Consider the following 25,672-nt stretch of genomic DNA (forward strand, 5'->3'; position numbering starts at 1 on the left):
AAAGGTAGACCTAATGGTAAAAAAGCCCTCAGCTATGTGAGGGCTTGTAGCCTGTATTACTTTGCAGATGTATCGGTGGAGTCTTTATCCTGCTCGGATTCGTTAGCGGCTTGAAGGTCGTCGATGATGACGATTTTGCCTTCTTCTTGCCATTCTACTTTCGCGTTCAGTTGTTCACTGATGAAGCGCAGAGGCAGGAATACACGTCCATTTTTCAGTACAGGTGCAGTGTCCAGAGAAATGGTTTTCCCATCAACAGTTGCTTCTTTTTTATCGAGGTACAGCGTGATGGATTTTTCGCCACGCGTAATTTCTACGCTACGAGTCTCTGGCTTCCAGTTCACTTCCGCTTTCAATGCGGAACTGATAGCACGTACAGGCACCAACGCTCTTCCACCTTTTACAAACGGTGCCACGTCAGCTTTTACCTGTTGTCCATCTACGAATGCTTTCACTTCTGTCGAGCCAGTATTCTCAAGGAGTTCTCCAAGCTTTTTGAATGGTGTGTGATCTCCTTTTTGGTACGTGCGCTGAAGAAGCTCAAGCTGTACTTCCAAAGCTCCATGTTTGTCAGCGGTTTTTTCCAGTTCAGATACCAGCTGCTCGTATTTCGCTTTTTGATCTTCCGTGATTTCCGCTGCATGCTTGAGCTCTTGGCGAAGCTCGATCAGCTCTTTTTTCAATTTTACGTCTTTGATGTTGGATTCTGTGCTAGCTTCAGTTGAGTTCTCATCGTCGCTATCAGTATCGGTATCAGATTCTTTGACAGAAGTTTCTTTCGATTTATCTTTTGCTTCTGCCTTTACTTCGGGCTTGCCATTACCTTTTCCTTTGCTTTCCAGGTCAGCCGCCAGAGCAGCAGGTACACTAGTTGCGAGTAGAATAGCAACCAACGAAGTAGATATTGCTTTTTTCATTTGAATCTTCCTCCTTCTAGGTGTAAGTTTCATGAACTCGACATTCAAGACGGAGGAATATATGAATAAGTTGCATAGATTTTGAGAAAATATTTTATTTGTGCGAATAGTTACCTTTCCGTGTCATTCCTTCCAAATCCCGTATCTTTCTTACGCGTCCAATTACGATTCCTAGTAGCTTAAATACATGATCCGCCAAAAATCCCGCCGATCCAAATGCCAGTACGAACCCGATTTGTGAAATAGCCGTGATCATCGACCACACTCTGCCTTGCCGTTCATTCTCGACATTCGTTCGAATGAGTACCTCGAGGCTGGTGTTCACAAAGGGAAGCGTGATGAAAAAGAGGAAGCCAAAAACCATAATCAGCCAAACGGAAGTAAACACACCCATCAGGGCATAAAACAAGCCAGCAAGTACGAGAGAGAAGGACAGCATGAACACTTTGCTTTTTCCCATACTGAACAGTCCGATCAAAAGGCTGCTGACGAGCATACCTGATGCAGATACAGAGAGGGCGATACCAAATGTCTTGGAATCAGTGAATGTCAGCATCATAGGCCCAAAAAGCGATTGCAGCAACCCGATGTAAAAGCACACGACGGACATTAACAGAACGAACGAGAAAACGCCTTTCTTTGAAAGGAGATAGCGGAAGGCTTCAGACATTTCGCGAAAAAAGCTTTGTCTTTCATGTGTCTGGGGAGTGGCATCGTGTTTCATAATCATCAGCACGGCGCCGACGGCTAAAAGGAAGGTCATCATATCGATGAGTAAGACGAGCTGGATATCAAAAGCACTGAGAAGAAATCCTGCAATCAGTGGGGAAATAAGATATTGAGCTGAACTTGCCAGTTGGATGAGTCCGCTTGCCTGTGAGTACATCTCTTCCGAAACCAGATCGGAGACGGCTGCTTTATAGGCTGGGTTTAGAATAGCGGCAGAGATCGAGCTGATGCAGACCCCCAAATAGATGTGCCATAATTCCATGCGCCCGGACAGCATGACAAGCAAGATGAACAAGATACCAGCTATGGAACCGAGATCGCCAATGACCATCATTTTCTTGCGGTCAAACCTGTCTGCAAACACCCCGCTAAAGGGGAGTAAAAGGAAGGAGGGGAGAAAAGAGAAGAGAATGATGAACGAATAGCTCATGGTAGATTGGGTCTGTTGAAAAACAAAGACACCCAAGACAAAAGCGGTAAGTCCACTACCGATGGCGGAAAGCAGCTGCCCTGACCAAATGATCAGAAATCTGCGAAAGGCTTTATCATGAGCGTTCATTGTCTTTCCTCCTTTTCATCCATTACAGAAACGAGAAGGACCCCGGCGCAGCTCCTAGTGACCGTTCAATAATCACCTGCATGGCTTGTAGACGTTTTGTCTGCTCCTCTTGCTCCCAATGAAAAATGCCTGATTCCAACAAAAATTGCGAGCCAGCGAGGAGAAACTGAACGGTTTCCAAGGCATTCTCAACATGAAAGACAGCTTCTTTATTTCCTTGTTCAATGACTTGCGCAAGGACAGGAGCAATTTTTAAGATAATGGCGATGTTCAGACGCTCGTGAAGCTCTCTGTTTTCAGGGCGATGCAAGCTTTCCATCCATTCGGCTTGCTTGTCGATGGGGTGGCTTTGGCTGCGCAGCATCTGGCGAACCTTCTCCATGACAGGCAAGGTAGAGTCATCTGCGATTTTTTTATATTCTTCGCAAAGCGTATCGACCATGGACTGGACAAATGCTTCGAGGATTTCTTCCTTCGATTTAAAGTAGTAATAAAAGGTTCCTTTCGCTACGCCAACCTTTTGAATGATCGCATCCACGGTTGTATGGACATAACCCTGATTTCGAAATAGCTCCCCGGCGGCTTCCAATATCTCTGCTCGCCGTGTTGTGGGGTCTTTCACGATTCTTTTCATCGGCGCCTCCTTCGATTGTCAGTAAGTGGTTGGATACAGATTACCATATGACTGACCGTCAGTCTATAAGGGTATGAAAGAAAAAGAGGAGGGAAATCCTCCCCTTTTCGGTATTAGGAATGTAATAAGATGATGGCAAACGTTCATTATAATTTCTCGGCGATAATTGTGAAGGTCTTCGGGATTCCTTTGTCAAAAACTTCCGAGGAGAGATTCGGGAGCTCTTCCAGCATTTTTAGGCACAGCCCTTTGTTTGCAATGGACGTAACAATTTCGCCTAAGGTCCAATTGCGTAACAATACTTTTGATTCAGCGACATTTGTACCGTTCGAGAGAAATTTGGAGAAAGCAATTTCCTTTTCCTCAAGCGAGGTGTCGAAATAATCGCCTGTTACTTTATGTTTGCGAATATTCGCAGTCGTTCCACGTGAGGAGATGAGTTTTGTGGATACCGGATGGAAATCTTGGAGGACGAGCGCGCCGCCTTTTCGCAGGAGCGAGTTGACCACCTGGAATAATTCGGTTAAGTCCAAAAAGTAATGAAGAATACCGAATTCCATAAAAACGAGATCATACTCACCAGACAATACATCTGGAGGGAGCTGCAATACATCCGATACGATGTAAGTCAGGTCAACATCGGCAGCTGCAGCCAGTTCTTTGGCGTATTGTTCATTCTCATACGAGAAATCGGCGATGGTCACGTCGGCACCTAGCAAGGCGAGCGCAACGGCTTTGTTTCCATTAGAACCGAGTAAATTGATAATCTTTTTGCCGCGAATATCTCCCATGTGCTCATATACCTTGCCGATTCGTTTTTGGGGGTCTTCTTTAATTTTGACCGCTGCCTCAGCAGGTGTTCCAAAGCGTTTCAGCCAAGCTTGATAAGCCCCGGTGTTCCAAGATGTTTTATTCAGTTGTGCTGTTTCCACAAATTCCCCTCCATAGAGTATTCCATTCAAAAAATTGGCCCCGATAGGTTGGTTAGAGGGCTTAGGTAATTTATCATACTGACACATATGATTCGTGTCTATATATTTTCGAAGTGTTAATTTTTCCATGTGTGACCGGAAAGTAAGAACAATTGGGGCGAGATTCTACAATTGTGGAGCAAAGCAGGACAGTGGTAATATTGGGAAAAAAATATACGTCCGCTCTTTATGCGGTCGAGGGTTTGTTCGACGGGAGGCAAGCTGCTTTGAAAATCAAAGTGTTGATCGCAGACGACAATTCGTTTATACGGGAAGGCATGAAAATCATCCTGACGAGCTTTGCGGAGTTTGAAGTAGTCGGGAGTGTGGAGGATGGGGTCGAGGCGGTGACGTTTTGCAAACAGAACGAGGTAGACGTCGCTCTTTTGGATGTTCGGATGCCGAATATGAATGGAGTGGAAGCGACTCGTGTGCTGACTACCGAAACTACAGTCAGACCACTCATTTTGACGACGTTCGACGATGACGAATTTGTTCTCGAAGCCATTCAAGCGGGGGCACGCGGTTATTTATTGAAAAACAATGATCCCAACCGCATCCGAGATGCCATTAAGAGTGTCTATAACAACCATCATGTCCTGCAGGATGTCGTCCTGGATAAAATCAAAATGAACCTGAATGCAGGGATAAACGCGACGGATACCATGTCCACTACCGCTCCTCCCAAAGCGACAGCAGCCATCCCTACCGAAAGCAAAATCGACCAAAGCTTATTTACGGAACGGGAGCTCGATGTCATGAAGCAGATTGCCAAAGGGCTATCGAACAAAGAAATCGCCAAGAAGCTGTTTATTTCCGAGGGAACCGTTGCGAATTACATTTCTTTCATCTTGAATAAAACAGCGCTTGAACACCGTACGCAGATCGCCATCTATTATTTGACGGGCGAAACGAACATGTCTGACTGAAAGGAGGTCAATACCGATGGAGTTATGGACAATGGCGAATAAGGCAGCGGTGCTTGGGTTTATCATCGTGACTTCTTTTCTGGCTCATCCCACTTCTGAAATTGACCCGTGGCAAATTCTTGTGTATTTGTTGTATTTGGCTAGTAATCTCACTATTCTCATTGTGAAAAAGAGGAATCATAAGCAATTATTTATGGGGCTATCCATCGTGTTCGTGGTAGCAAGTACTCTTATGTTGGACCCGTTATTTGTGTTGCTCTTGCCTGTCCACATTTTGGAGCTCGTATTCTTGGCAAGTAAACAGAGAGTGGTCGTATTTGGCTGTATGCTGTTGCCTTTGTTCATTGTTTTGCCTGAATGGATACCCATGTATTTACTAACGGCCTTTCTTAGCTTTTTGCTGTATAGGTGTGGCAGCATGCTAACTGACAAGCTTCGCAGATTAGAGGCTGAACGAGAGAAGATGAGAACGGATTTACAAAGCTTGACCCGCTCCTTGAATGAGAGCAGCGAATACTTCCGCCAGTCGACCTATACGATTCAACTGGAGGAACGCAATCGCCTTTCTCAACAAATTCACGACGATGTGGGGCATGCGGTGGCAGGTGCGCTCATTCAGATGGAAGCGTCTCGACTGCTGATGGCGACTGATCAGGACAAGGCATCCGAGCTACTTCGTAATGCGATTGCAATATCGAAGGAAGGGCTGGAGCGAATCAGAGTGACACTCAAGGATGTGAAGCCACGGCCAGAGGAGCTGGGAATCAATCGACTCCGGTTGTTTGTCGATGAGCTGTCTGCGAGAGAGACAGTAACAGCCACGCTTACTTTTGATGGGGACATCGACGTCATTACACCGATTCAGTGGAAAATCATCCAGCAAAACGCAACGGAAGCGGTCACGAATGCACTCAAATATGCGAAGGCAACAGTGATTTCCCTAGAGGTACGGGTACTGAATACATTCATTAAAGCAGTGGTCACAGACAATGGGGCCGGTGCAGAAAAGGTTGTAAAAGGGCTTGGCATTCTCGGGATGGAGGAGAGAGCTGCTTCCGCTGGTGGAACAGTGATCGTAGACGGTACGCGAGGCTTTAGCGTGACCACTCTGCTGCCTTATCGCAACGAATGAAAAAAATCATGAGAAACAACATGAGAATTCTCATGTGTCGAGGATGAACTTATGCACTGACATAGGGGCATCCTTTTTTATTACAATGCAGACATAACCACGAAGGGAGTGAGTTGCGTGAGTCATGTATTGGAAATTCGTCAGTTAACGAAAAAATTCGGTGATTTCGTCGCCGTCGACAATATGTCTCTGAATGTTCGTGAAGGAGAAATCTTTGGTTTTTTGGGGGCCAACGGAGCGGGAAAGAGCACGACCATCAACATGATCGCCTCCCTGTTGCGCTCAACAAAGGGCGAGATTATTCTGCTGGGAAAAAACATTGAGAAACACAGCAAATTCGCCAAAATGAACATCGGTATCGTGCCACAAGATATCGCCATCTACGAGGATATGACTGCCTATGAAAACGTGAGGTTTTTTGCTGGCTTGTACGGATTGCGAGGATCACTGCTTCGCGAACGGACGGAAGAGGCGCTTGAATTCGTAGGTCTCGGTGACAAAGCTACTAGCTTTCCCAAAAACTTCTCTGGCGGGATGAAGCGTCGGTTAAACATCGCTTGCGCCATTGCTCATCGGCCGAAGCTGATCATCATGGACGAACCTACAGTCGGGATTGACCCTCATTCACGCAATTATATTTTGAATTCGGTACGCAAGCTAAACGACATGGGCTGCACGATCATTTATACGAGCCATTACATGGAGGAAGTCGAAGAAATCTGCACTCGCATTGCCATCGTCGACCATGGAAAAGTCATCGCGGAAGGATCGAAGGAGGAGCTAAAATCGATTATTACTGACGCAAAGGAAATTTGGATTGGCGTCAGAGCGGATGAACCGTTAAACCTCGAAGGTATTAAGGCGATTCCCGGTGTAAATGCGGTGCTTCAAGAAGAGAATACGATCAAAATCGTATCGAAAACGGAGATCAACAACCTGAATCGGATCATTCAACAATTCATCAAGGATCAGGTAGAAATCCGCTCCGTTGAAGAGCAAGCGCCGAATCTGGAGACTGTGTTCTTGACCTTAACCGGTCGAAACTTGCGAGACTAGAGGAGGGGCTTAGCCATGAACATATGGAATATCGCTGTCAAAGAAATCAAGTCCAGCCTTCGCGAAAAGAGAACGTTTATGTTTATGCTAGCGCTTCCCATCATCCTGATGCTGATATTAGGTTCCGCCCTTTCCAATGCCTTCGACGATACGAGGACCGTAGGAGACATGCGCTTGTTGTATAAAAGCAACGGGACGAATGCGCAAATGTCTACGGCGTGGAACGCGTTTACCAAAGCATTGGGTGATAAAGGAGTGGAGGTCGCTCAAGAGAGTTCAGGCATGGACGGGCAGGAGGAAGTTCGTTCGGATCGCTATACGGGGTACGCAGTCGTCAGTGATACGGGGATTGAGTTTTATGGAAGCAGCAAGAATGCGATAGGAAGCAATATCCTTGCGGGGATGCTAACCGTTTTTGCAGATCGGTACTCGCTCGCATCCGCAGCTTATCAGGTAGATCCCGAATCTGCTTCGGCAATAGTCCAGGGGATTGGACATCGTGTTGATTTTATTCATGAAACGACCTTGAATCCAAATAAAAAACCGGGGGCAATCGATTATTACGCGATTGCGATGACGACCATGATTGGGCTCTACTCGATGTATTCTGCGAGTTATTTGTTCACCAAGGAGCGGACGAACAAAACGTCCACACGGTTAATGGCAGCGCCTGTCAGCAAAGGTGTCATTTTTACCGGCAAAATTATCGGCAGTACGTTCGTCAATTTATTTTTCGTACTCGTCGTGTTCCTAGTCAGCAAGTTCGTGTTCCAAGCAGATTGGGGCAACCACTACGGAATGGTGATCCTCGTGCTTTTGACAGAGGTGCTGCTTGCGGTCAGCCTGGGCCTGGGGATCAGCTTTCTTTTCAAAGGGGAAGGAGTAAGGGCAATCAACAATATTTTTACGCAAGTCGCCTCCTTTGTAGGCGGTGCCTATTTTCCCGTTGATCAATCGGCAGGTTTCTTCAGCCTCTTGGCCAAATTCTCTCCCCTTCACTGGGCAAATACAGGACTGCTGCAAATCATCTACACAGACAATCCAAGAGGCGCATGGTTTGCGATTGCGATGAACGTGAGCATTGCCACGGCGTTCATCATCATTTCTGTTATCACGATGCGCAGACGGGAGGGTGCTTTCGTATGAGTGAAATGCTATGGCTAATTAGGAAAACCCTGATGGAGACTTTTCGCAGTAAAAAAAGCTGGTTCACCTATTTAGGTTTGCCGATCGTTGGGGTTCTGCTGTCTCTTACCCTCTACAGCAATGCAGGCAGCGGCACGATTCATGTAGGAATTATCAATCAGGATGGGGACCAGGTGATCACGCAGGACACGATCCGGTTTATCGAGAAATTGGAATCTATCAAAGTCACAGTCATTGACGAACAAACGATGCGTGAACAAATCGTTTCCGGTGAGCTGGATAGCGGAATTGTTTTCGAGGCAGGGTATGCTGCCAGTGTTCGGAAAGGGGCGCCGGCACACTTGAATATTGTATCCGTAAAAGGTGAACAGGTTACTGCCTACGTGAAGGCCATGCTGCACAGTTATATCGGCAATCTTGCCGCGATTGGAAAAGCGGCACAGGCGGATGAGGCAAAGTTCACGAAGCTGTATACGGCATACCATGAGCAACGCTACAAGCTAAATACGGCAATGATTCAAGACACATCGAACGTGACGCGCATGACGAATCAATCGATTGGATTTCTCATTATGTTCATGATGTTTTCGGCTGTGAACATGTCGGAGATCATTTTAAAAGAAAAAGAGAATCGCACCTTTTTGCGACTCCTTTCTTCGCCGATGTCGGCTAGATCCTATGTATTCTCGAATATTATCGTCAGCATGTTTATTTTGCTGCTGCAAATCATTGTCACCTTGCTCGTCATGAAAAACGTCTTCGGCATAGATGCAGGCGTCTCGTATGGTCAAATGATTCTGCCGTTGTTCGTGTTTGCGCTGGGAGCAATCGCCCTTTCGCTGATGACCGTTGCCTTCGCGAAGAGTAGAGCAGGTGCTGGAGCGATTTCCAACCTGATCATTGTACCGACATGCCTACTGGCCGGCTGCTTCTTTCCAATGGAAATCATGCCGGACACCGTGCGCAAAATTTCAACATTCTTGCCCCAGCATTGGTTGCTCGATACGGTGAATAAGCTGCAACAAGGGTACAGTCTGGGGAGCTTGTATTTGCACATAGCTATTTTGCTCGCATTCGCTATAGTTTTTGCCTTGATCGCCATTTATCGGTTTGGGCGGAATAACGATAGTAGGCAGTTTGTGTGAGTAAAAATAGGACTGTGGAACTGTAATTTGACAAGGGATAATCCGAAGTGTGTCGAAAGATGCATACTATGATAAAGCGAAGCAACCATAATCGGAGTCATTCAAAAGCACTCATAAGTAAGTATCTTTTGATTCTTCTCTTGTTTTTAGCATTTCTACTAGGGCTTCGGATGTTCTGGTTTTCGTTTCATACGTTTCCAGAGCATCCGCCTGTAGTTCAAGGGGTTCTTGATATGCGCGGGTGGGACTTCGAAAATTCCCCGTCCATTTCACTGGATGGGGAATGGGAGTTTTTCCCTAATTCGTTCGTCACGCATGAAGAATTCAAACAATCATCCAATGACGAGCGGCAATATGTTCAAGTGCCTGGCGATTGGAGCAGCGCTTTTTCCAGGGACTCTCCGTCACCGTATGGCTATGGAACATACCGTTTACGGATCTTGGTCGATCAACCACTAAATCAGCCATACACCTTATGGGTTCCGCAAGTGGAGGCATCTTCTACCGTAGACGTTAACGGAGAGATCTTAGCCAGAGTTGGAGTGCCTGCGACAACAGCGGAAGCGTACACGCCGCAGAAGGCATCCTTCACGGTTACATACAATGCAGGTGATGCAAAGGTCATTGAAGTGCTTGTCCGAACGGCCAACTACCATAATCCAATCGAAGGGGGCATCATCAGATCGATTTACTTCGGGTCGCAGGCAGCTATTGACACCGAACGTTGGTATTCTATCGGCTTCCAGATGGCAACCTTCCTCATCTTGTTGCTTCATGGCTTGTATGCCGGCATCCTGTATGTGTTGAATGCCCGCTACAAAGAGTTTCTCGTGTTTTTGCTGTTGCTTTCCTGCGTGGGGATAAAAGTTGTGTCGGATTATGACAATCTACTGTTACTTTGGATCCCGATCGATTATACATGGTCGATCAAGGTAGAAGTGCTCGCCTACATATGGCAGCCTTTGCTGATGATTTTATTGGTGAGAAGTCTATCTGATCAGGGGGAGAAAGAAAACTCTAGGCCGTTTAGGGCGTATTTTTCCGTGCTCAGTCTTTATTCGGCAGTCATCGTGCTGGGAACGGCACAATGGGTGTATATATTAGCCGGAACGCCATTTTTAGTCATTATTTATTTCGGCCCGTTGCTATTGTTTATTTTCAGAATCAGCCGCATGCTCATCCAAAACAAGCATGATGCTGTATTCTGGCTCATTGCTGCAACGAGTATTTTTTCCAATGTCATATGGTCCGCAATCATGGAATATCAAATCATCGATATCAAGTACGTGTTTTATCCGCTCGACCTGATTGCTGCTCTTGTCAGCTTCTCTGCCTATTGGTTCAAGCGATTCTTTCGCAATGCAGAGGAAAAAGTAAAGCTAACGGAGCAATTGAAGGAAGCGGACAAGCTCAAAGACCAGTTTCTTGCCCATACCTCGCATGAACTGAGAACGCCATTGCACGGTATCATGAACATCGCCCAGACTGTCGTCAACAATGAAAAGCATATCATGGGTGGTCGGAGCACGCAGGATATGGAGCTCTTAATCACGATCAGTCGCAGAATGTCGCATTTACTGGATGATTTGCTAGATGTCGTGCGTTTGCAGGACAAGCATATCGTGTTGCAGAAGAAGCCATTGCATATTCAATCAGTTGTTTCTGGAATCATCGGCATGCTTACTTACATGGTAGAAGGCAAGCCTGTTCAACTGAAAATGGACATACCAGAGTCCATCCCGCCAATCTTGGCAGATGAGAAGCGGATAGTCCAGATTCTATTCAATCTTGTTCACAACGCACTGAAGTTCACGGAAGAAGGATCTGTCGTCGTTTCTGCTGAGAACGTAGACGGACAGGTGGCGATCTATGTATCCGATACAGGAATCGGGATGGATGAACAGACCAAGGCACGTATATTTTTGCCGTATGAGCAGGGAGCTCAAGCAACGAACGGTGGTGGAGGAATCGGCCTCGGTCTTGCTATTTGTACACAGCTGGTCGAGCTGCATGATAGCGAGCTGAGAGTCGACTCTGAACCGGGCAAAGGTTCGGTATTTAGCTTCTGGCTGCCCGTGGTTAGTACAGATGAGATGAAAGCAACAGAGAGCCAATATGCGGAGCAGATAGATAAGAGCAATCAAGTGACGGCTATCAACCAGATGAGGCATAGTGAAGCGCCAGATATCTTGGCTTTTCAGCAAACGGCTGCACATGCATTTGTAGAAAGAAGGGCGAATATATTAGCAATCGATGACGACCCGGTTAACTTAAGGGTGCTGGATCGAATGCTCTCATCCTCGCATTATCAAATCACTACGTGTACATCGCCAAGAGAGGCGCTCGATCTGCTTTTTACAGAGCAGTGGGATTTGCTTATCATCGATGTCATGATGCCGCATATGTCGGGCTATGAGCTGACGCAAAGGGTTAGAGAGCATTTCTCTGTTTCAGAGCTTCCGATCTTGCTCTTAACGGCGCGCAGCCAGTCTGAGGATGTATACACCGGGTATTTGTCTGGTGCGAATGACTATGTTTGCAAACCAGTAGATGGCATGGAGCTGAAATATCGCGTCTGGTCGTTGACGACACTCAAGCAAACCGTCGATGAACGACTTCGTATGGAGGCTGCCTACTTGCAGGCGCAGATTCACCCGCACTTCTTGTTCAACACACTTAGCTCGATTATGGCGTTGAGTGACATTGATACGGAGAAGATGCGTAAACTCGGAGATGCGTTTACCGCCTTCTTGCATATCAGCTTTGACTTTTTGAATACAGGAAAACAAGTTGCACTCTCCCATGAGCTGGAGCTCGTCCAAGCCTATCTTTACATTGAAAAGGAACGATTTGGCGAGCGGTTACAGGTCGTGTGGGAGGTTGAGCCTGATATCGATTTGTTGATCCCGCCACTGACCATTCAGCCGTTGGTGGAGAATGCAATCAACCATGGTCTTCTTACCCGAATAGAAGGGGGAACTCTCCATATCCGCATCGTCCGGCAAAAGAATGCCACTCTTTTTGAGGTGAAGGATGATGGTATAGGAATGGAGGAGGAGACTGTAAGGCAAATTCTCGATTTGTCTAAGAAGGAAAGAGGCGGAATCGGAGTGTCCAATACGAATCGGAGACTGACGCAAATGTACGGGAAGGGCTTGCGCATCACGAGCAATCCGGGAGAAGGAACAACGGTTTCCTTTGTCATACCGGATCGGACACAATAGCGAGAGTTGCTATTTTGCACCCTGCATCACTGTTAATGGTGAAGCAGGGTGCTTTTTCGCGTTTTCTATACAGAGGAACGCCATTCACCCGCCCCTACATTCTGCGGAATTACAATAGTTACAGTCATAGTCACCAAACCGATTACCATATATGGCACATCTACTGCAATGGTAACAACAAAAAGCCCCGCTCGGATTATTCGGATTCAAATCATTACATTCATCTCTAAGATGATTACTTAGGTCTCTGCGACGCTCCAGATAAGGTCCATATTGTACCAAGCGTCCCAAGACTTTTTTGAGCCTTTTCGATTTTTTTCTTTTCAAGAATGCCCCCATCCTTTCATGACAATCTAACACAGAATATGCCATGTTTTTTTCATTGATTGGACATTGCGGCTACTTCCGTAGAAAGGTGGGGTGAAAATTGTGGGGAAATCGTAAGGGATTGAAAAACGACATGAATGTCGTTTATAATGATCTCACCAACAAAAACGACATCAATGTACATTTTGTTCAAAGGAGGCAGCCTCAAACCCCATGGCCCCAAAAGTAAGCGACGAATACAAAACCAAAAAGAAAATCGAACTGCTGCAAGCGGCAAAACGTGTGTTCATCACAAAAGGCTACACACGGGCCACCATGCAAGACGTCATGGACGAGGCTGGCGTATCACGAGGAGCCTTGTACGCCTACTTTGATAACCTGGAGCACCTATATTTGGAGCTGCTGCAATTCAAGGATCAACAGGATGCACAATTTTTCGCGCCTGTTTCTGGTGAAAGGTCTTGGCAGCAAATCACCAAATGGGTGAACAAGCAACAAGGCGAGATCGAGAAAATCGATCAAACACTGTCCAAAGCCAACTCAGAGTTTTTCCTGTCACTGAAGGATCAGCAGAAGCAACAGAGCTATCCATATATCACGACTCGCTATGAAAAAATGGTCGACGTGTTGACAGCTTTCTTCGCGCATGGGACAGCGACAGGTGAGTTTAAGCCACAGCTACCACCTGAGGTGATCGCTCGCTATTTCATCTCGGTTATCGATGGATTGATGCTGGATACCGCGCATTTGGGCCCAGCCAAAACGAAGGTGCCCGAGCAGATGGAAGCATTGTTGTTTTCATTGAGAGCGATGCTGGGACCGACTCAATAAGGAGGGGTTCGAATGATGTTTCAAACAGAGAGAATTTATTTGAGAAAAATGACGGGGGAGGACGTGGACGTCTACCACAGGTGGAGAAATGACGAAGAAGTCATGCGGACAACGAATCCGTCAATGGACGTCTACACGTGGGAAGATACGAACGGTTTTGTGAACCAGGTCATTCTGCATGCAAGCTCCTCGAAGAGCTATATGATCGTAGACAGCCAAACCCATCAACCGATCGGGATTACCTCTCTCATCCAGATCGACCTGAAAAACCGCAATGCGGAGTGCATCATCGATATTGGGGAGAAAGAGTATTGGGGAAAAGGGTATGGACGAGAAGCGCTGAAGCTGCTGCTGGATTATGCATTCTTGGAAATGAATCTGCATCGGGTATCGCTGCGTGTTTTTTCTTTTAACGAAAGGGCGATCAAGCTGTATGAGAGGCTCGGATTCAAGCAAGAGGGAATCTCGCGGCAGTTTTTGTTTCGAGAGGGGAAATGGCATGATATTGTCCACATGGGAATTTTGCAGCAGGAATATATCGCGTGAAAAAGAGGCTGGCGGTACGATGTGTACCACCAGCCTTTTGCATATGAAAAGCCCTTATTTTCCGGAGTAAATTGGTACTTCCCACTCTACATTTTTGTGTTCAACCATTCGTTTCTCGGATGAAATGATCAATTGCTTTGGCAGGGTTGTGAGGTTTTCTAAGAAAACCTTACCTCCAAAAATCGCCCGATCATTTTCAAACTCAGTCTTATCGATTAAGTACTGGATGTCTTCGTACTTTTTCCCGGTCTCGTCTGTAATGGTCCAGTATTGGTAAGGACCCATAGCGGCAGCATCTGGAGCGAGAGTTGCCTCGAATGCCAGGTGGTAGCCTTCCAATTTCGTGGTAGTTCCATCGTCGTTCACGCGGTAATGGCCGTCATAGCCTTCAAAATCAACAACCGCGTTTGGATCCTTTTGATCTTTTTTGAAAGTAAACTGATCTCCCTGGTCTTCCGCTGTGATGACTTCTTTCTTCTCGAGGCGATTGGTGTCCAATTTCGCGTTTAAAGCAGCCGCTTCCTCTGTATAAACAGATCCAAGCTTGAAGGTGAGATTTTGGCTTTCGTCAATGGGATAGAAGTAATGGAAGTCTCTTGCTCCACTTTCGGTGGATTGGGTATGCTCCCATTTCACATCCCTGGTCACATTACTTCTTTTGTTGGCTTCATGAATAACCGCAGTCGAATCCCAAGCAGCGACCGCTTTGCCCTTGTCGTCCACAAGCTCATAGCTGTATGCGTTATTCTCGTTAGCAGCAAGGGCTCGATCAATGACCATCTCCACTCCGCTTGGCGCAAACGTAATTTGTTTGACGTTCAGCTTGAGTCCTTGCGGGGTCGTGTAGGCTTTGTTAATTTCATGGGTCTTCATTGCTGCTTTTGCTTTTTTCATATCGACTGGTACGGACAGCTTCCAGTTCCCCTTGATGCTGTCCAGTTGCTTGATGTTAAACTCTACGATCAGCTCGTCAGGCACCTTGTTTAGATCATCAAAATAGCTTCGTAGCTCGCGATCCAAGATCATAACACCATTATCGACAAACATGGAATGATCCCATTGTTTATTGGGGTATTGAGCATTTTTTTCCTTAGAGGGTGTAAGGATGTTTCCTTGTTTGTCTTTGATGATGATAAGTGGCTCTTTGGTAGATCTACTCACCATTTCCGACATAAAGCTGTCTAATGCCTTTCCGTTCTTGTCTTTTAAAGAAGCTGCTATGCTAATCCGCAGCGGGTCAGCCATCACTTCATGCACGGCAAAAGTGAGGCCTTGATCGGTCGTGCTAACATCAACGGACTGCGCGAATCCATTCTTGGCTGCTTGAGCAATTCCTTTGTCCGCTAATTCTTGCAAAAAGCTATTGCTTACAGGTGCTACAGGATCAGCCTTGCCTATTGGGCTGTTCGTAAAAGCAGCATGGACATAACTGGCAAAGGTCGGGGAGACGAGCATTCCTCCCGTTACGATGATGGTTAATGCAGCGGCGGCAATTGTCATTCTTTTCATGATCGTGATACTCCTTTTTTTCCACGCAGGTGGTTGGTGTGAAGGGGTAGCAGGGTTCAATACTCTCACGGGATGAGGCGAGAGCATCTGAATAATTTTTTGATCCATATTTGCTGAGAGAGAATCTTCCCATATCGTTTCTTCTGTTTGGTGCAGCTCATCGATCCATTGCTCCAGCTGGTGTTGGCAGTGTGTGCAATGATCGAGATGACTTTCGATATTTTGTTTGTTCACTGGTGATAAACGATCTTCCATGTAGGCGATCAGCTGTCTTTGCGTAAGGCAGTTCAAAGCGGGGTACCCCCTTTTTTCTCCGGCTTGCTTAGCTGGTCTCGCAGCTTTTTCCTGGCATAGGAGAGGCGCATTCTGACAGTATCTACGGACAAAGATAGTTTGTTGCCGATCTCTCGGTAGCTTAGGTGCTGGAGATAATGTAAATCGAGAAGCGTCCTGTGGTTTTTGTCCAGTGTCATCATCTGCTGTCGCAAAGAATGACGCTGTTCTTTTTCCAGATAATCTTCCTCCGGGATCGGACATTCGTCTTTGACCTCGACATCTATCTCCGTTACGGAAGGCATCCGTTTTCGCTTCCGCAGCTCGTCAATCCCGCGATTAATTGCGATTCGATACAGCCAGGCAGAAAAGGAGTACTGGGGTTTATAGTCTGGCAGACTGTAGTACGCCTTGATAAAAACCTCCTGCACCATGTCTTCGGCATCATGAGAATGGTGGAGCGTACGCTGGAGAATCGAAGCGATTTTTCCCTTGTATTTATTGACGATCAGAGCATAAGCCTCTTTATTTCCTTGAAGAACCTCCGCAATGACCTCTCGATCGTCCTGCATGTTTGTTACCTCCTTGCAAAAAGGTGCTGCGCAGCTTTCCTTTTTGTGAAAAACGTCTCGACGTTTTTCGATTGTGGTCAAACAAAACGGACAAAACCGTTTTGCTGTTCACTACTATAGACGATGAGGAGAGGGGACCCCTCTCAAACTTTTTTCATGATTTTTTCAAAATGGCATAGGAAGAGGATGCCTCTCTTCGTTTGATAGAAGGGCATCCTCTTGATCTGTCACGTAAGCCGCGAAAACTTAAATGGAGCAGGAAATGTACATAATTTTGCAGTAATACTATAAGCATAGATGCTTCGAATTTCGTAAAGGAGTATATGACCTTGAGCCAAAACAACCATTCCATCGCGGTGATCTCCGACATACACAGCAACGCTTATGCATTGGAGGCCGTGCTGCACGACATTGATTCCCGCGGTATTCAAACCATCGTGAACCTGGGCGATACGTTGTTTGGACCGCTTGATCCGATCAAAACGGCAGAGCTCTTAATGGAGCGATCTTCTATTACCCACATCATGGGTAATTGTGACAGATATTTACTGGAAGAGCAAATGGAGTCCATCACGTTCGAATACGTGAAGCCACTGCTGACACAAGAAATGCTTAGTTGGATCGGGGCATTCGAAAAGCAGTGGACGTTGGATGATCTCTTGTTTTGCCACGGCACACCTTTTGCCGATGATGTGTACTTATTGGAGAGTGTCGCTCCATATGGAATCGAAGACAAAAGCGCAAATTCCTTAATGATCGAGCTTACTGGCATTCAGCAACAGGTCATTTTTTGCGGACACTCACATGTGCCCAAATCCGTATGGCTGCCAGATGGCAAGCTCGTGGTAAATCCGGGGAGCGTAGGGCTGCCAGCGTATTTTGAGGAAGCGCCGTACCCGCATTCAATGGAATCGAAGACACCCCATGCCAAGTACGTCACGGTAAAAAAACAAGGCGGCTCGTGGTTGGTTGAGCATGTATTGGTTCCGTATGATTTCGAGCAGGCAGCCAGAAAAGCAGAGGAAAACGGACGCAGAGACTACGCCTATGCGATCCGAACGGGAAGAGCAGAGCTGTAGGGTGTCGACCGTCGAGCAGCCAGACATTCTTGCAGATTAACCCCATGAAAAAAAGGAAGAGGACAAGTGCCCTCTTCCTTTTCCTATTAAGCCTTTCCTGCTTCGCCCTCCGGCTTCTGTCCCATCTTCCCACTACGCAGTGGAATTTCCTTCAGGAACAGCGCGATGATGACCGCGATTCCTGCTACAATCGCCCCAGTCAAAAACGTAGTCGTAATTCCATAGCTCATCGCTTCCCGGATCATATCCAGCATGTGAGTAAACAGCGGCTGCAAATCCGGTGGCAGACTAGCCAGCGTGGCTTCAATTTTCGGCTGATCCAACAAATTTTGCGGATTCGTAAAGAGCGACAGCTTCTCTGCCAGGGCAGGATCAGCTGCTGCGGGATTGTTCACCTGACCCATGGCTCCCGACAGTTGCGTCATTTTCGCAGACATGCTGGCACTCATGACGGTTCCCATGACAGCAATTCCAATGGTCCCACCGAGGTTACGGAAAAGCTGCGACGTTGCTGTGGCGACACCCAATTGCTGCGGTGCGACTGCATTTTGCACCGTCAAAGAGAAGACTGGCATCGCAATCCCGATCCCCAAACCGAGAATGATCATGTAGATCACGAGCAAGTAAATCGGTGTGGTTGGCGACATGAAATACATCAGCACCATGCCCAAGGTCATGACGAGAAGTCCACCCAGCGCCATCTTTTTATATTTTCCCGTCTTGGTCATGATTTGTCCGGCGATTGCAGAGGTCGCGAGCATGGCAATCGACATCGGCATCGCCACATAACCAGCCATCGTCGGCGAGATGCCTTTGACCCCTTGGACAAAGAATGGCACATAAATGATAGCGCCCATCATCCCCGCGTTGAGGAAGAATCCGACTAGATTGGAGACAGTAAAAATACTGTTTTTGAACAAGCCCAGCGGAAGAACAGGAGTCTTTACTTTCCTCTCAATCATAATAAACACGATCAACGCAATGATTGTGGCGGCAAACAAACCAATAATTTGCCACGAGCCCCAGGCGTGTTTGCCCGGTCCATTACCTGCCCATGAGAAGGCGAGCAGCATCGGTACGATGGTGAGCGTCAAGAACAGCGAGCCGAAGTAGTCGACAGACTCTCCTTCTTGCTTCGGTACTCTTGGGAAATGAATCATGATCAACAGAAAGGCAATCACGCCAATCGGCAAGAAGATCCAGAACACCCAGTGCCAGTCGAGATGGTCGACGATATAGCCGCCCATCAGAGGACCAAGCACACTGGATACACCGAAGACGGCACTCATGATTCCGCCCCATTTGGCACGCTCGCGGGGTTCGTACAAATCACCCATGGCGGTAAAAGCAGTGGACATGATGATCCCTGCACCCGCCCCTTGAATGCCACGATACGTAATCAGTTGAAAAATATCGGTAGAAAACCCGGACAACAAGGCTCCGATACTAAACAACGCGATACCCGTCAAAATAAACGGTTTTCTTCCGTATATATCGGAGAGCTTCCCAACCAGCACAGAAGCGACGGTTGAGGTCAGCAAATAAATCGTAATCGCCCACGAATAGTAATCCATGCCACCGAGCTTCGAGATAATACGCGGCATGGCAACACCAATAATGGTCTGGTTGATCGCGGCAAAAAACATGGCTGTAATAATCGCGATCATAATCGTCACTTTCTTTTTCTCTGTCAGCTGTTGCAATCTTGATTCTCCTCTCTTTGTTGATCTATATTCTTCAGAACCTGGTGATAGATGCGGACTAAGTGTTGTTTGTCTTCATCAGACACGCCTGCAAAAAACTGTTCAATGGTATTTCTCACGATGATTTTATATTTCCGCAGGATTTCTCTTCCTTCATCGGTTATGTCCAGTTGGACGACGCGGCGATCCGTACTGTCACGATTTCGGGTGGCATAGCCGCAAGCAATCAATTTATCAGCGAGACTCGTAACGGCTCCGGGGGTAATATTCATTCGTTCTGCAATAGAAGATGCCTTCTGCGGGCCGCTCATATCTAGGATTCGCAAAAGCATCGCTTGTGATCCTGATACGAGTGGGTCCAAACGCTTGTGTGACTCAGCCGAAACCTTTCGCTGGAGTTGTATATAAAGTTCTTCAAAATTGACTTGGCTTTGCATCGTACCCTCTCCTGTTTTCATTGCTTAATTATATACGGTGTTAAATGTTTACCCCCTAAAACATTTATGAGTATACATCGATTCATGAAGGAGAGTCAAATTAACCTTTTACCAATTTGACCAATTCAAGTGGTCATTATGTGATCAATTTCGTCATAAATCGGGAAATAATACTATTTTTCGACCGGATTTCATGGAATTTTCAGAGTTGCGATGCTACAATCAGTTTTGGCATTCTTTTCATCTTAGATAAATAGATAGGTGGGATCTTAACGTGTTTGGAAAAAAATTAACCAGCGCCTTGCTCGCCACAGCGCTGATGAGCCCGATGTCGGCTTTTGCCGCCCAAGAGACAAAACAGCCAGCAGATGTCGTGTTAACGAACGGCGCGGTTTACACAGTGGACACTAAGAACAGCTGGGCGGAGGCCGTGGCTATTCGCGGTGATAAAATTGTCTTTGTCGGCGCAGATGAATATGCGAAAGCACACATTGGCAAGGATACGAAAGTAATCGATCTGAAAGGCCAAATGGTATTGCCGGGCTTTATTGACAGTCATACGCATGCAAGCAAAACGACGGGACTCATTTACTCCATTGATTTATTTAACGGAGGCTCTGTCGAGGAATACGTTGCGACCATCGAGAAATTCGTCAAAGAGCATCCAAATGAACCAGCATTGCAAGGACGCGGCTGGAGCAATCCGGTAGTGCCTGGTATTGGTCCGCGCAAGGAAGTTTTGGATAAAATCGTGCCAACGACTCCAATCGCGTTGACCTCCGATGATGGACATTCTTTGTGGGTGAACTCGGCAGCATTGAAGCTGGCCGGAATCAAGAAGGACACACCAAACCCTGAGGGTGGCATTATCGAGCGCGATCCGAAAACAGGTGAACCATCTGGAACGTTGCGTGAAAGCGCAATGAATCTGGTGCTGTCAAAAATCGGCGGATACACCGTCCAGCAATACAAGTCCGGGATTGAAGCCTACCAGGAAAAAGCAATTGAACGCGGTGTAACGACAGTGCGCGACCCGGATATGCTACGCTATCCGAACGTATTGGAAGCGTACGAGGAGCTCGCGAAAGAGGACAAGCTGACCATCCGCTTCCGCAATGCGTTGACAGCGAATCCGGAAAAAGGACCTGAGCAGATCGCAGAATTCGTAAAAATCCGTGAGCGTAATCAAAATCAAAATCCGCTATTCCAGGTCAACGCCGTCAAAATCTTTTTGGATGGAGTCGTAGAAGGCGCCACAGCTTACTTGGAAAAGCCGTATGTCCATAAGGAAACAAACGGAGAATTAATCTGGAAGCCAGAGGTTTACAATCAAACCGCTGCCGCAGTAGACAAGGCAGGCTTCCAATTGCACATCCATTCTATCGGGGATGCTTCTACCCGCATTGCACTGGACGGTATGGAGCTCGCTGAAAAACAAAATGGCAAGCACGATGCTCGCCACTCGCTCGTTCACTTGCAACTGGTCAATGAGTCAGACATCGAGCGCTTCAAAAAGCTGGGTGCAGTCGGAATCGTGCAGCCATTCTGGTTTATGCAGGAAGAGGGCTACTACGATGAGATCGAAGTACCGTACTTGGGTCACGAACGCGCAGAAAAAGAATACCCGATGAAGAGCTTCCTGAAAAAAGGGGTGCATGTAGCTTCTTCGTCTGACTACATCGTAACGCCGGAATTCAATCCACTGCATGGCATTCAACAAGGCATTACCCGGGTCGAGGAAGGTGTAACCGATCCGAGCAAAATTGCCAACCCAGACGAGCGTGCGACGCTTGCAGAAATGATCGCCAGCTTCACGATTGATGGTGCTTACGCCAACCACGTGGATGACATCACAGGCTCGATCGAAGTCGGCAAGAAGGCAGATCTCATCGTGCTCGATAAAAATTTGTTTAAAATTCCAGCCACTCAAATCAAGGATGCGAAAGTCGTGCTGACCTTGGTTGAAGGGAAGGAAGTTTATCGTCAGAAGGAAGCAAAGTAAGAGAGGATAGGAATACCTCTCCTTAAACGCGAAACGAGCCTTAGAAGCGATTCTACAGGCTCGTTTTTTTGCAGGGCCTCTCCAAGTTGAAGGCCATTTTTTGTGGACTGACAATCGGGGAGGGGAGGATTCACCCCTGCTTTTAGGGAATCATTCATACGATTCAGATTCAAGCAAATACTGGAGGTGTCCGATTTGACCCAAACAGAAGGAATCAAAACGATCAAACTGGAGATGAACGCAGGAGGCAATCCATTCGTCGTCCACACCGCAGTGCTATGGGATGAGAATGAAGCCATTCTTGTGGATACAGGCATCTCCGGACAATTGCAACTGATTCAGAACGTACTGGAGCAAGAAGCGATTCCCTTTGAAAAGTTGACGAAAATCATCATTACCCATCAAGACCGGGATCATATCGGCAGCTTGCCAGAAATCGTAGCAGCAGCGGAAGGAAGCGTACAGGTGATTGCTCACGAGGCAGCGATTCCGTATCTGGCTGGAGAAACACCCCTGATCAAAAGTGGGGTACTGGCTCCTCCGGTAGAAGTCGATTATGCCGTACAGGATGGCGATGTTCTCCCATACTGTGGCGGTATACAGGTGATTTATACGCCCGGTCATTCCCCCGATCACATCTCTTTGTATCATATTCCGAGCAAGACGCTGATTTCTGGAGACGCCCTCACAGCACAAGATGGGGTACTGATGCCTTTCAATCCCGAATTCACACCAGATCAAGCGACAGCTCTGCAATCGATCCGCAAACTGCTCGAGTTCGATATAGAGACAGTGATTGCCTATCATGGTGGCGTTTGTACAGGGGGTATCAAACAACGGTTAGCAGAGATCGTAGCAAAGGAGGGCCTGAATTCAGATGAACATCCGCAGAGGTAAAGGACAAGAAGCAAGCGAACTGAGCAAGCTAGCCTATCGCTCCAAAGCTTATTGGGGATACAGTGATGAATTCATGGAGGCCTGTCGCGAAGATCTGACGCTATCATCTGCCTATATCGAGACACAGGAAGTATATGTGTTAGAGGATGAGGGCAGCATCAAAGGCTTCATGAGTTTGGAAAAGGATGCAGAGCAGGAGCAGTGGCTATTAGGCTTTTTGTTCCTGGAACCGGAGGCAGTAGGAAAAGGTTATGGAAAGGCTCTGTGGCAGCATATGGTGGAGGTGGCACAAAAGCTGGATATCCCAGTCATCACCATCCACAGCGACCCGTACGCAGAACCGTTTTACTTGTCGAGAGGGGCAAAGCGAGTAGGAGAAATCGCGTCTACCGTGTTCCCAGGAAGAGTATTACCGCTGTTGGAAGTGGAGATCGGAAAGGTACAGAGTATGGAATAGCTGCAGTCTATTCCAATCAGTTATCAACGCTCAAGCATGCTTTACATGCTTGGGCTTTTTTGTTTCCTTCCCTATTTCACGATTTTATACCGGATCGCCTTGGCAACTGCTTGTGTACGATCTTCTACGCCCATTTTTTGCAAGATCCGATGGATATGCGTCTTGACGGTTCCCCCTGAGATGAGTAAGTGCTGCGCAATTTGATCGTTGCGTTTGCCGTAGGATAGCTGCTCAAGTACGTCCCGCTCTCGATCAGTCAACTGATCAAGCATGACAAGGGGTGGAAGCGAGTCACAGTCAGCATCAGAGTCAGGTTCGTGATTCTTTTGTTGAAACTGTAGAACCTCCGCTAGAGCCTTGGCAGCTGTAGCCGTGTAAAACAGTGCCTCTCCCTGATGGGCCCTGCGAATGAGGTCCAACATATCCTGTGAATCGGAATCCTTTAGCATATAGCCGACAGCACCAGCACGAATACCGTCTACAATGTAATCGTACGTGTCAAATGTTGTGAGGATTAAAACTTTTATCGAAGGATGGAGTCGAGTGATTTCTCGTGTTGCATCAATTCCTGACATATTCGGCATTTGTACATCCATTAAGACTACATCAGGAATGATTTCTCCTACGATCTTCACGGCTTCTTCCCCATTGGAAGCCTCCCCGCTTACTTCCATATCCTTTTGCATACTGATGACATATCCCAATCCTTGACGGATCATCGTTTGGTCATCGACCAGGACCACACGAATGGTCTCTTTTTTGTTTTGATTTTCCACGCTGGCATTCCTCCTTATATACCGCTATTTGCTTTTCAAAGCGGAAAGCTGATGTCAATTTGAAAGCCGTGGGGCTCTCGAATGGAATAGGAAAGGTCCCCGTTTAGTTGCTTGGTTTGTTCTGCGATACCTGTTAAACCTGCGCCCAGCTTGATTTGATGATGATTCGTCATATTCCCATTGTCCCAAATAGCCAGGAATAGATAGTTTTGCTTTTTTTCAATCGTGATGAAAATTTCTGTTGCATCAGAATGTCGTATGGAATTGGTAATCGCTTCTTGGAGAATCCGGTAAAGCGTAATGGTCATCTGCTGAGAGAGAGGAATGTCTGGATTGGGACTGATCAGCTGCATTTTGATGTCGGTATGCTGTTGGGCTCGTGATAAGAGTATGCGCAGCGGTGTGATTCCCAGAGAAGATTTGTCTGCAGCCAATGTATGTACAGACGAGCGTATATCATCGAGGCTTTGCTTGGATACCGTAAGCATGTCTCGGACAGCCTCCTGTGCGTCACTCGGTCCTCCTTGCAGCATGTATTTTAAAGCATTCAATTGAACGATTAACGATGTGAGACTGTGCCCCAAGGCGTCGTGAACATCGCGGGCGATTCTGGTCCTCTCTTCGAGGACAGCGGCACGAAGTGTATTCACAGAGGCCTCTTGAAGTTCAGAATGAGCTTCCTGGAGTTCAACATGCGCCTCTTGCAATTGTTTCAGATGCTGTTGACTCGATTCCTTTGCTTGATTTTGAAGAGATAATCCTCGTGCGCCGATATACCATCCGATATAGGCCACGACATAGCCGATTACTTCCTCAAAAATATTGCCTTTATAAAAGTACATGTAAGAAAAGGAGCATGTGCCAAAAAAAATCGCATAGTACAATCCGCGGCGTTCAAGAATGTGAAAACCAATAAAAGCTACCAATGGCAAGGATAGACCGATCTCTTCTCCTACATATAGAACTTTTATAAATGACACAGTACCAAGAACGATAATGGCGATGTCTTTTTGAAGTGGTTTCCAATTCTTTTTGGGTCTCAGAAACATCAGCAAGAAGCAGAAGATGATGATCAGAGAGATGATAAATGGAATGGGGGGTTCATGGATGTAAGCTGTTGGAATGAGAAAAAATGAGATCAATACAAAAAAACAAATGAGCAGGAAACGGGAGCGTAAAGATGCAGTTGAAGCGTTCAAGAAGACAACCTCCTTTCTTGGAATACGTACCCATTATAGTTTCATTTTAGCATGCGCTGTCGTCTATCTCCGGGTGTACGGTCTTCTATCTCTGGATAGATAAAATCAAATTCCACAATTTGACTGCCCGATAGACTTCGGGGACGAATCGTATAAGTACAATTTGATCTGTGGAGGGGAACACCCCAAACGATAGTCCGAAAAATAGACAATGGGTAGGAGGCTTTTATGAACGAACTGTTTCAGTTAGCGAAGATTCTACGTGAAACGAGCACCGTATTTTCCACTCTTTCCATGCAAGCATTGGATTCAAGTGATATCACCTGGCAACAAGTTCTCATTCTGGAGCAAATCGCGATCAGCCCGAAAACAATGGGAGAAATCAGCAAGGCGATTGGTCTTTCCTATAGTACGACCTCAGGCTTAATCAGTCGGTTGGAACAGATGAACTTGGTGCGCAGATTTCGTGATAAATCGGATCGGAGAATTGTGTGGGCAGCATTGACGGACCGTGTATCAGCGAATTGGACGTGTCAAGAAGGAAGTGCTTGCACACCTGCTTCGCTGCATTCCTTGCGCGAGCTTATTTTGGAGAAAGAAATACTGAGCTGATACGCTGAGC

23 protein-coding genes are annotated in these 25,672 nt (G+C 46.8%); 13 read left to right on the plus strand and 10 right to left on the minus strand.

Annotation, left to right across the window (positions count from 1 at the left end):
• Positions 1–56 precede the first annotated feature (56 nt).
• The 4 genes from FO446_RS04110 to FO446_RS04125 all read right to left on the minus strand — a co-directional run bounded on the left by FO446_RS04110 (position 57) and on the right by FO446_RS04125 (position 3,771).
• Positions 57–917 carry a copper amine oxidase N-terminal domain-containing protein gene (locus FO446_RS04110; protein ID WP_173610574.1) on the minus strand — a complete coding sequence of 287 codons (861 nt, stop codon included), beginning with the start codon at positions 915–917 and terminating at the stop codon, positions 57–59.
• A 94-nt stretch (positions 918–1,011) separates the two neighbouring features.
• Positions 1,012–2,205, minus strand: coding sequence for an MFS transporter (locus tag FO446_RS04115; RefSeq protein WP_173610573.1), 1,194 nt, complete (start codon positions 2,203–2,205; stop codon positions 1,012–1,014).
• A gap of 22 nt (positions 2,206–2,227) precedes the next feature.
• Positions 2,228–2,839 (minus strand): TetR/AcrR family transcriptional regulator, encoded by a 612-nt coding sequence (locus tag FO446_RS04120; protein WP_221866850.1) that lies wholly within the window; start codon positions 2,837–2,839, stop codon positions 2,228–2,230.
• A 146-nt stretch (positions 2,840–2,985) separates the two neighbouring features.
• Entirely contained in the window at positions 2,986–3,771 is a 786-nt protein-coding gene (locus FO446_RS04125) for a class I SAM-dependent methyltransferase (RefSeq protein ID WP_173610571.1), read from the minus strand.
• Between the two features lie 266 nt (positions 3,772–4,037).
• On the opposite strand from FO446_RS04125, the gene FO446_RS04130 reads away from it, so the two are divergent.
• The 8 genes from FO446_RS04130 to FO446_RS04165 all read left to right on the plus strand — a co-directional run bounded on the left by FO446_RS04130 (position 4,038) and on the right by FO446_RS04165 (position 14,146).
• Positions 4,038–4,739, plus strand: coding sequence for a response regulator transcription factor (locus FO446_RS04130; RefSeq protein ID WP_237899975.1), 702 nt, complete (start codon positions 4,038–4,040; stop codon positions 4,737–4,739).
• A gap of 16 nt (positions 4,740–4,755) precedes the next feature.
• On the plus strand, positions 4,756–5,871 hold the full coding sequence (locus tag FO446_RS04135) for a sensor histidine kinase (RefSeq protein ID WP_221866852.1): 1,116 nt from the start codon (positions 4,756–4,758) through the stop codon (positions 5,869–5,871).
• A gap of 117 nt (positions 5,872–5,988) precedes the next feature.
• Positions 5,989–6,927 (plus strand): ABC transporter ATP-binding protein, encoded by a 939-nt coding sequence (locus tag FO446_RS04140; RefSeq protein WP_221866853.1) that lies wholly within the window; start codon positions 5,989–5,991, stop codon positions 6,925–6,927.
• Positions 6,928–6,942: 15 nt separating this feature from the next.
• A complete protein-coding gene (locus FO446_RS04145) occupies positions 6,943–8,073 on the plus strand; it encodes an ABC transporter permease (RefSeq protein WP_237899976.1) in 1,131 nt (376 codons plus the stop codon).
• Positions 8,070–9,218, plus strand: a complete 1,149-nt coding sequence (locus tag FO446_RS04150; protein ID WP_237899977.1) for an ABC transporter permease — start codon at positions 8,070–8,072, stop codon at positions 9,216–9,218. The genes FO446_RS04145 and FO446_RS04150 overlap by 4 nt, the downstream gene beginning before the upstream one ends.
• Before the next feature lie 59 nt (positions 9,219–9,277).
• Complete coding sequence (locus tag FO446_RS04155; RefSeq protein WP_237899979.1) at positions 9,278–12,442, plus strand: hybrid sensor histidine kinase/response regulator; 3,165 nt, start codon at positions 9,278–9,280, stop codon at positions 12,440–12,442.
• A gap of 540 nt (positions 12,443–12,982) precedes the next feature.
• Positions 12,983–13,600, plus strand: a complete 618-nt coding sequence (locus FO446_RS04160) for a TetR/AcrR family transcriptional regulator (RefSeq protein ID WP_173610564.1) — start codon at positions 12,983–12,985, stop codon at positions 13,598–13,600.
• 12 nt (positions 13,601–13,612) lie between these two features.
• Positions 13,613–14,146: a GNAT family N-acetyltransferase gene (locus FO446_RS04165; protein WP_173610563.1), complete on the plus strand. Its 534-nt coding sequence runs from the start codon at positions 13,613–13,615 to the stop codon at positions 14,144–14,146.
• A 54-nt stretch (positions 14,147–14,200) separates the two neighbouring features.
• Here FO446_RS04165 and FO446_RS04170 read toward each other — a convergent pair whose 3' ends face one another.
• Together FO446_RS04170 and FO446_RS04175 are read right to left on the minus strand one after the other, a co-directional pair.
• Complete coding sequence (locus tag FO446_RS04170; protein ID WP_221866857.1) at positions 14,201–15,946, minus strand: DUF4179 domain-containing protein; 1,746 nt, start codon at positions 15,944–15,946, stop codon at positions 14,201–14,203.
• Positions 15,943–16,500, minus strand: a complete 558-nt coding sequence (locus FO446_RS04175) for an RNA polymerase sigma factor (RefSeq protein WP_221866858.1) — start codon at positions 16,498–16,500, stop codon at positions 15,943–15,945. Before FO446_RS04175 ends, FO446_RS04170 begins: the two co-directional genes overlap by 4 nt.
• 323 nt (positions 16,501–16,823) lie before the next feature.
• Between FO446_RS04175 and FO446_RS04180 the strand changes: the two genes are divergently transcribed.
• On the plus strand, positions 16,824–17,579 hold the full coding sequence (locus FO446_RS04180; RefSeq protein ID WP_237899981.1) for a metallophosphoesterase family protein: 756 nt from the start codon (positions 16,824–16,826) through the stop codon (positions 17,577–17,579).
• Between the two features lie 86 nt (positions 17,580–17,665).
• On the opposite strand, the gene FO446_RS04185 is transcribed toward FO446_RS04180, so the two are convergent.
• Both FO446_RS04185 and FO446_RS04190 read right to left on the minus strand, forming a co-directional pair.
• Positions 17,666–19,282, minus strand: a complete 1,617-nt coding sequence (locus tag FO446_RS04185; RefSeq protein ID WP_221866860.1) for a DHA2 family efflux MFS transporter permease subunit — start codon at positions 19,280–19,282, stop codon at positions 17,666–17,668.
• The gene (locus tag FO446_RS04190) at positions 19,270–19,719 is read right to left on the minus strand and encodes a MarR family winged helix-turn-helix transcriptional regulator (protein WP_229087946.1); all 450 of its coding nucleotides are present in this window, start codon (positions 19,717–19,719) and stop codon (positions 19,270–19,272) included. Before FO446_RS04190 ends, FO446_RS04185 begins: the two co-directional genes overlap by 13 nt.
• A 274-nt stretch (positions 19,720–19,993) precedes the next feature.
• On the opposite strand from FO446_RS04190, the gene FO446_RS04195 reads away from it, so the two are divergent.
• The 3 genes from FO446_RS04195 (at position 19,994) to FO446_RS04205 (ending at position 23,075) form a co-directional block, all read left to right on the plus strand.
• Positions 19,994–21,721, plus strand: coding sequence for an amidohydrolase (locus tag FO446_RS04195; protein WP_237899982.1), 1,728 nt, complete (start codon positions 19,994–19,996; stop codon positions 21,719–21,721).
• Between the two features lie 186 nt (positions 21,722–21,907).
• Positions 21,908–22,618: an MBL fold metallo-hydrolase gene (locus FO446_RS04200; RefSeq protein ID WP_237899983.1), complete on the plus strand. Its 711-nt coding sequence runs from the start codon at positions 21,908–21,910 to the stop codon at positions 22,616–22,618.
• On the plus strand, positions 22,599–23,075 hold the full coding sequence (locus FO446_RS04205; RefSeq protein ID WP_173610555.1) for a GNAT family N-acetyltransferase: 477 nt from the start codon (positions 22,599–22,601) through the stop codon (positions 23,073–23,075). Before FO446_RS04200 ends, FO446_RS04205 begins: the two co-directional genes overlap by 20 nt.
• Before the next feature lie 71 nt (positions 23,076–23,146).
• Here FO446_RS04205 and FO446_RS04210 read toward each other — a convergent pair whose 3' ends face one another.
• Both FO446_RS04210 and FO446_RS04215 read right to left on the minus strand, forming a co-directional pair.
• Complete coding sequence (locus FO446_RS04210; RefSeq protein WP_173610554.1) at positions 23,147–23,851, minus strand: response regulator transcription factor; 705 nt, start codon at positions 23,849–23,851, stop codon at positions 23,147–23,149.
• 35 nt (positions 23,852–23,886) lie between these two features.
• Positions 23,887–25,050 (minus strand): sensor histidine kinase, encoded by a 1,164-nt coding sequence (locus tag FO446_RS04215; protein WP_237899984.1) that lies wholly within the window; start codon positions 25,048–25,050, stop codon positions 23,887–23,889.
• 228 nt (positions 25,051–25,278) lie between these two features.
• On the opposite strand from FO446_RS04215, the gene FO446_RS04220 reads away from it, so the two are divergent.
• Positions 25,279–25,662 (plus strand): MarR family winged helix-turn-helix transcriptional regulator, encoded by a 384-nt coding sequence (locus tag FO446_RS04220; protein ID WP_237899985.1) that lies wholly within the window; start codon positions 25,279–25,281, stop codon positions 25,660–25,662.
• Positions 25,663–25,672: the final 10 nt, after the last annotated feature.

The organism is Brevibacillus brevis, assembly GCF_022026395.1.
GTDB lineage: Bacteria > Bacillota > Bacilli > Brevibacillales > Brevibacillaceae > Brevibacillus.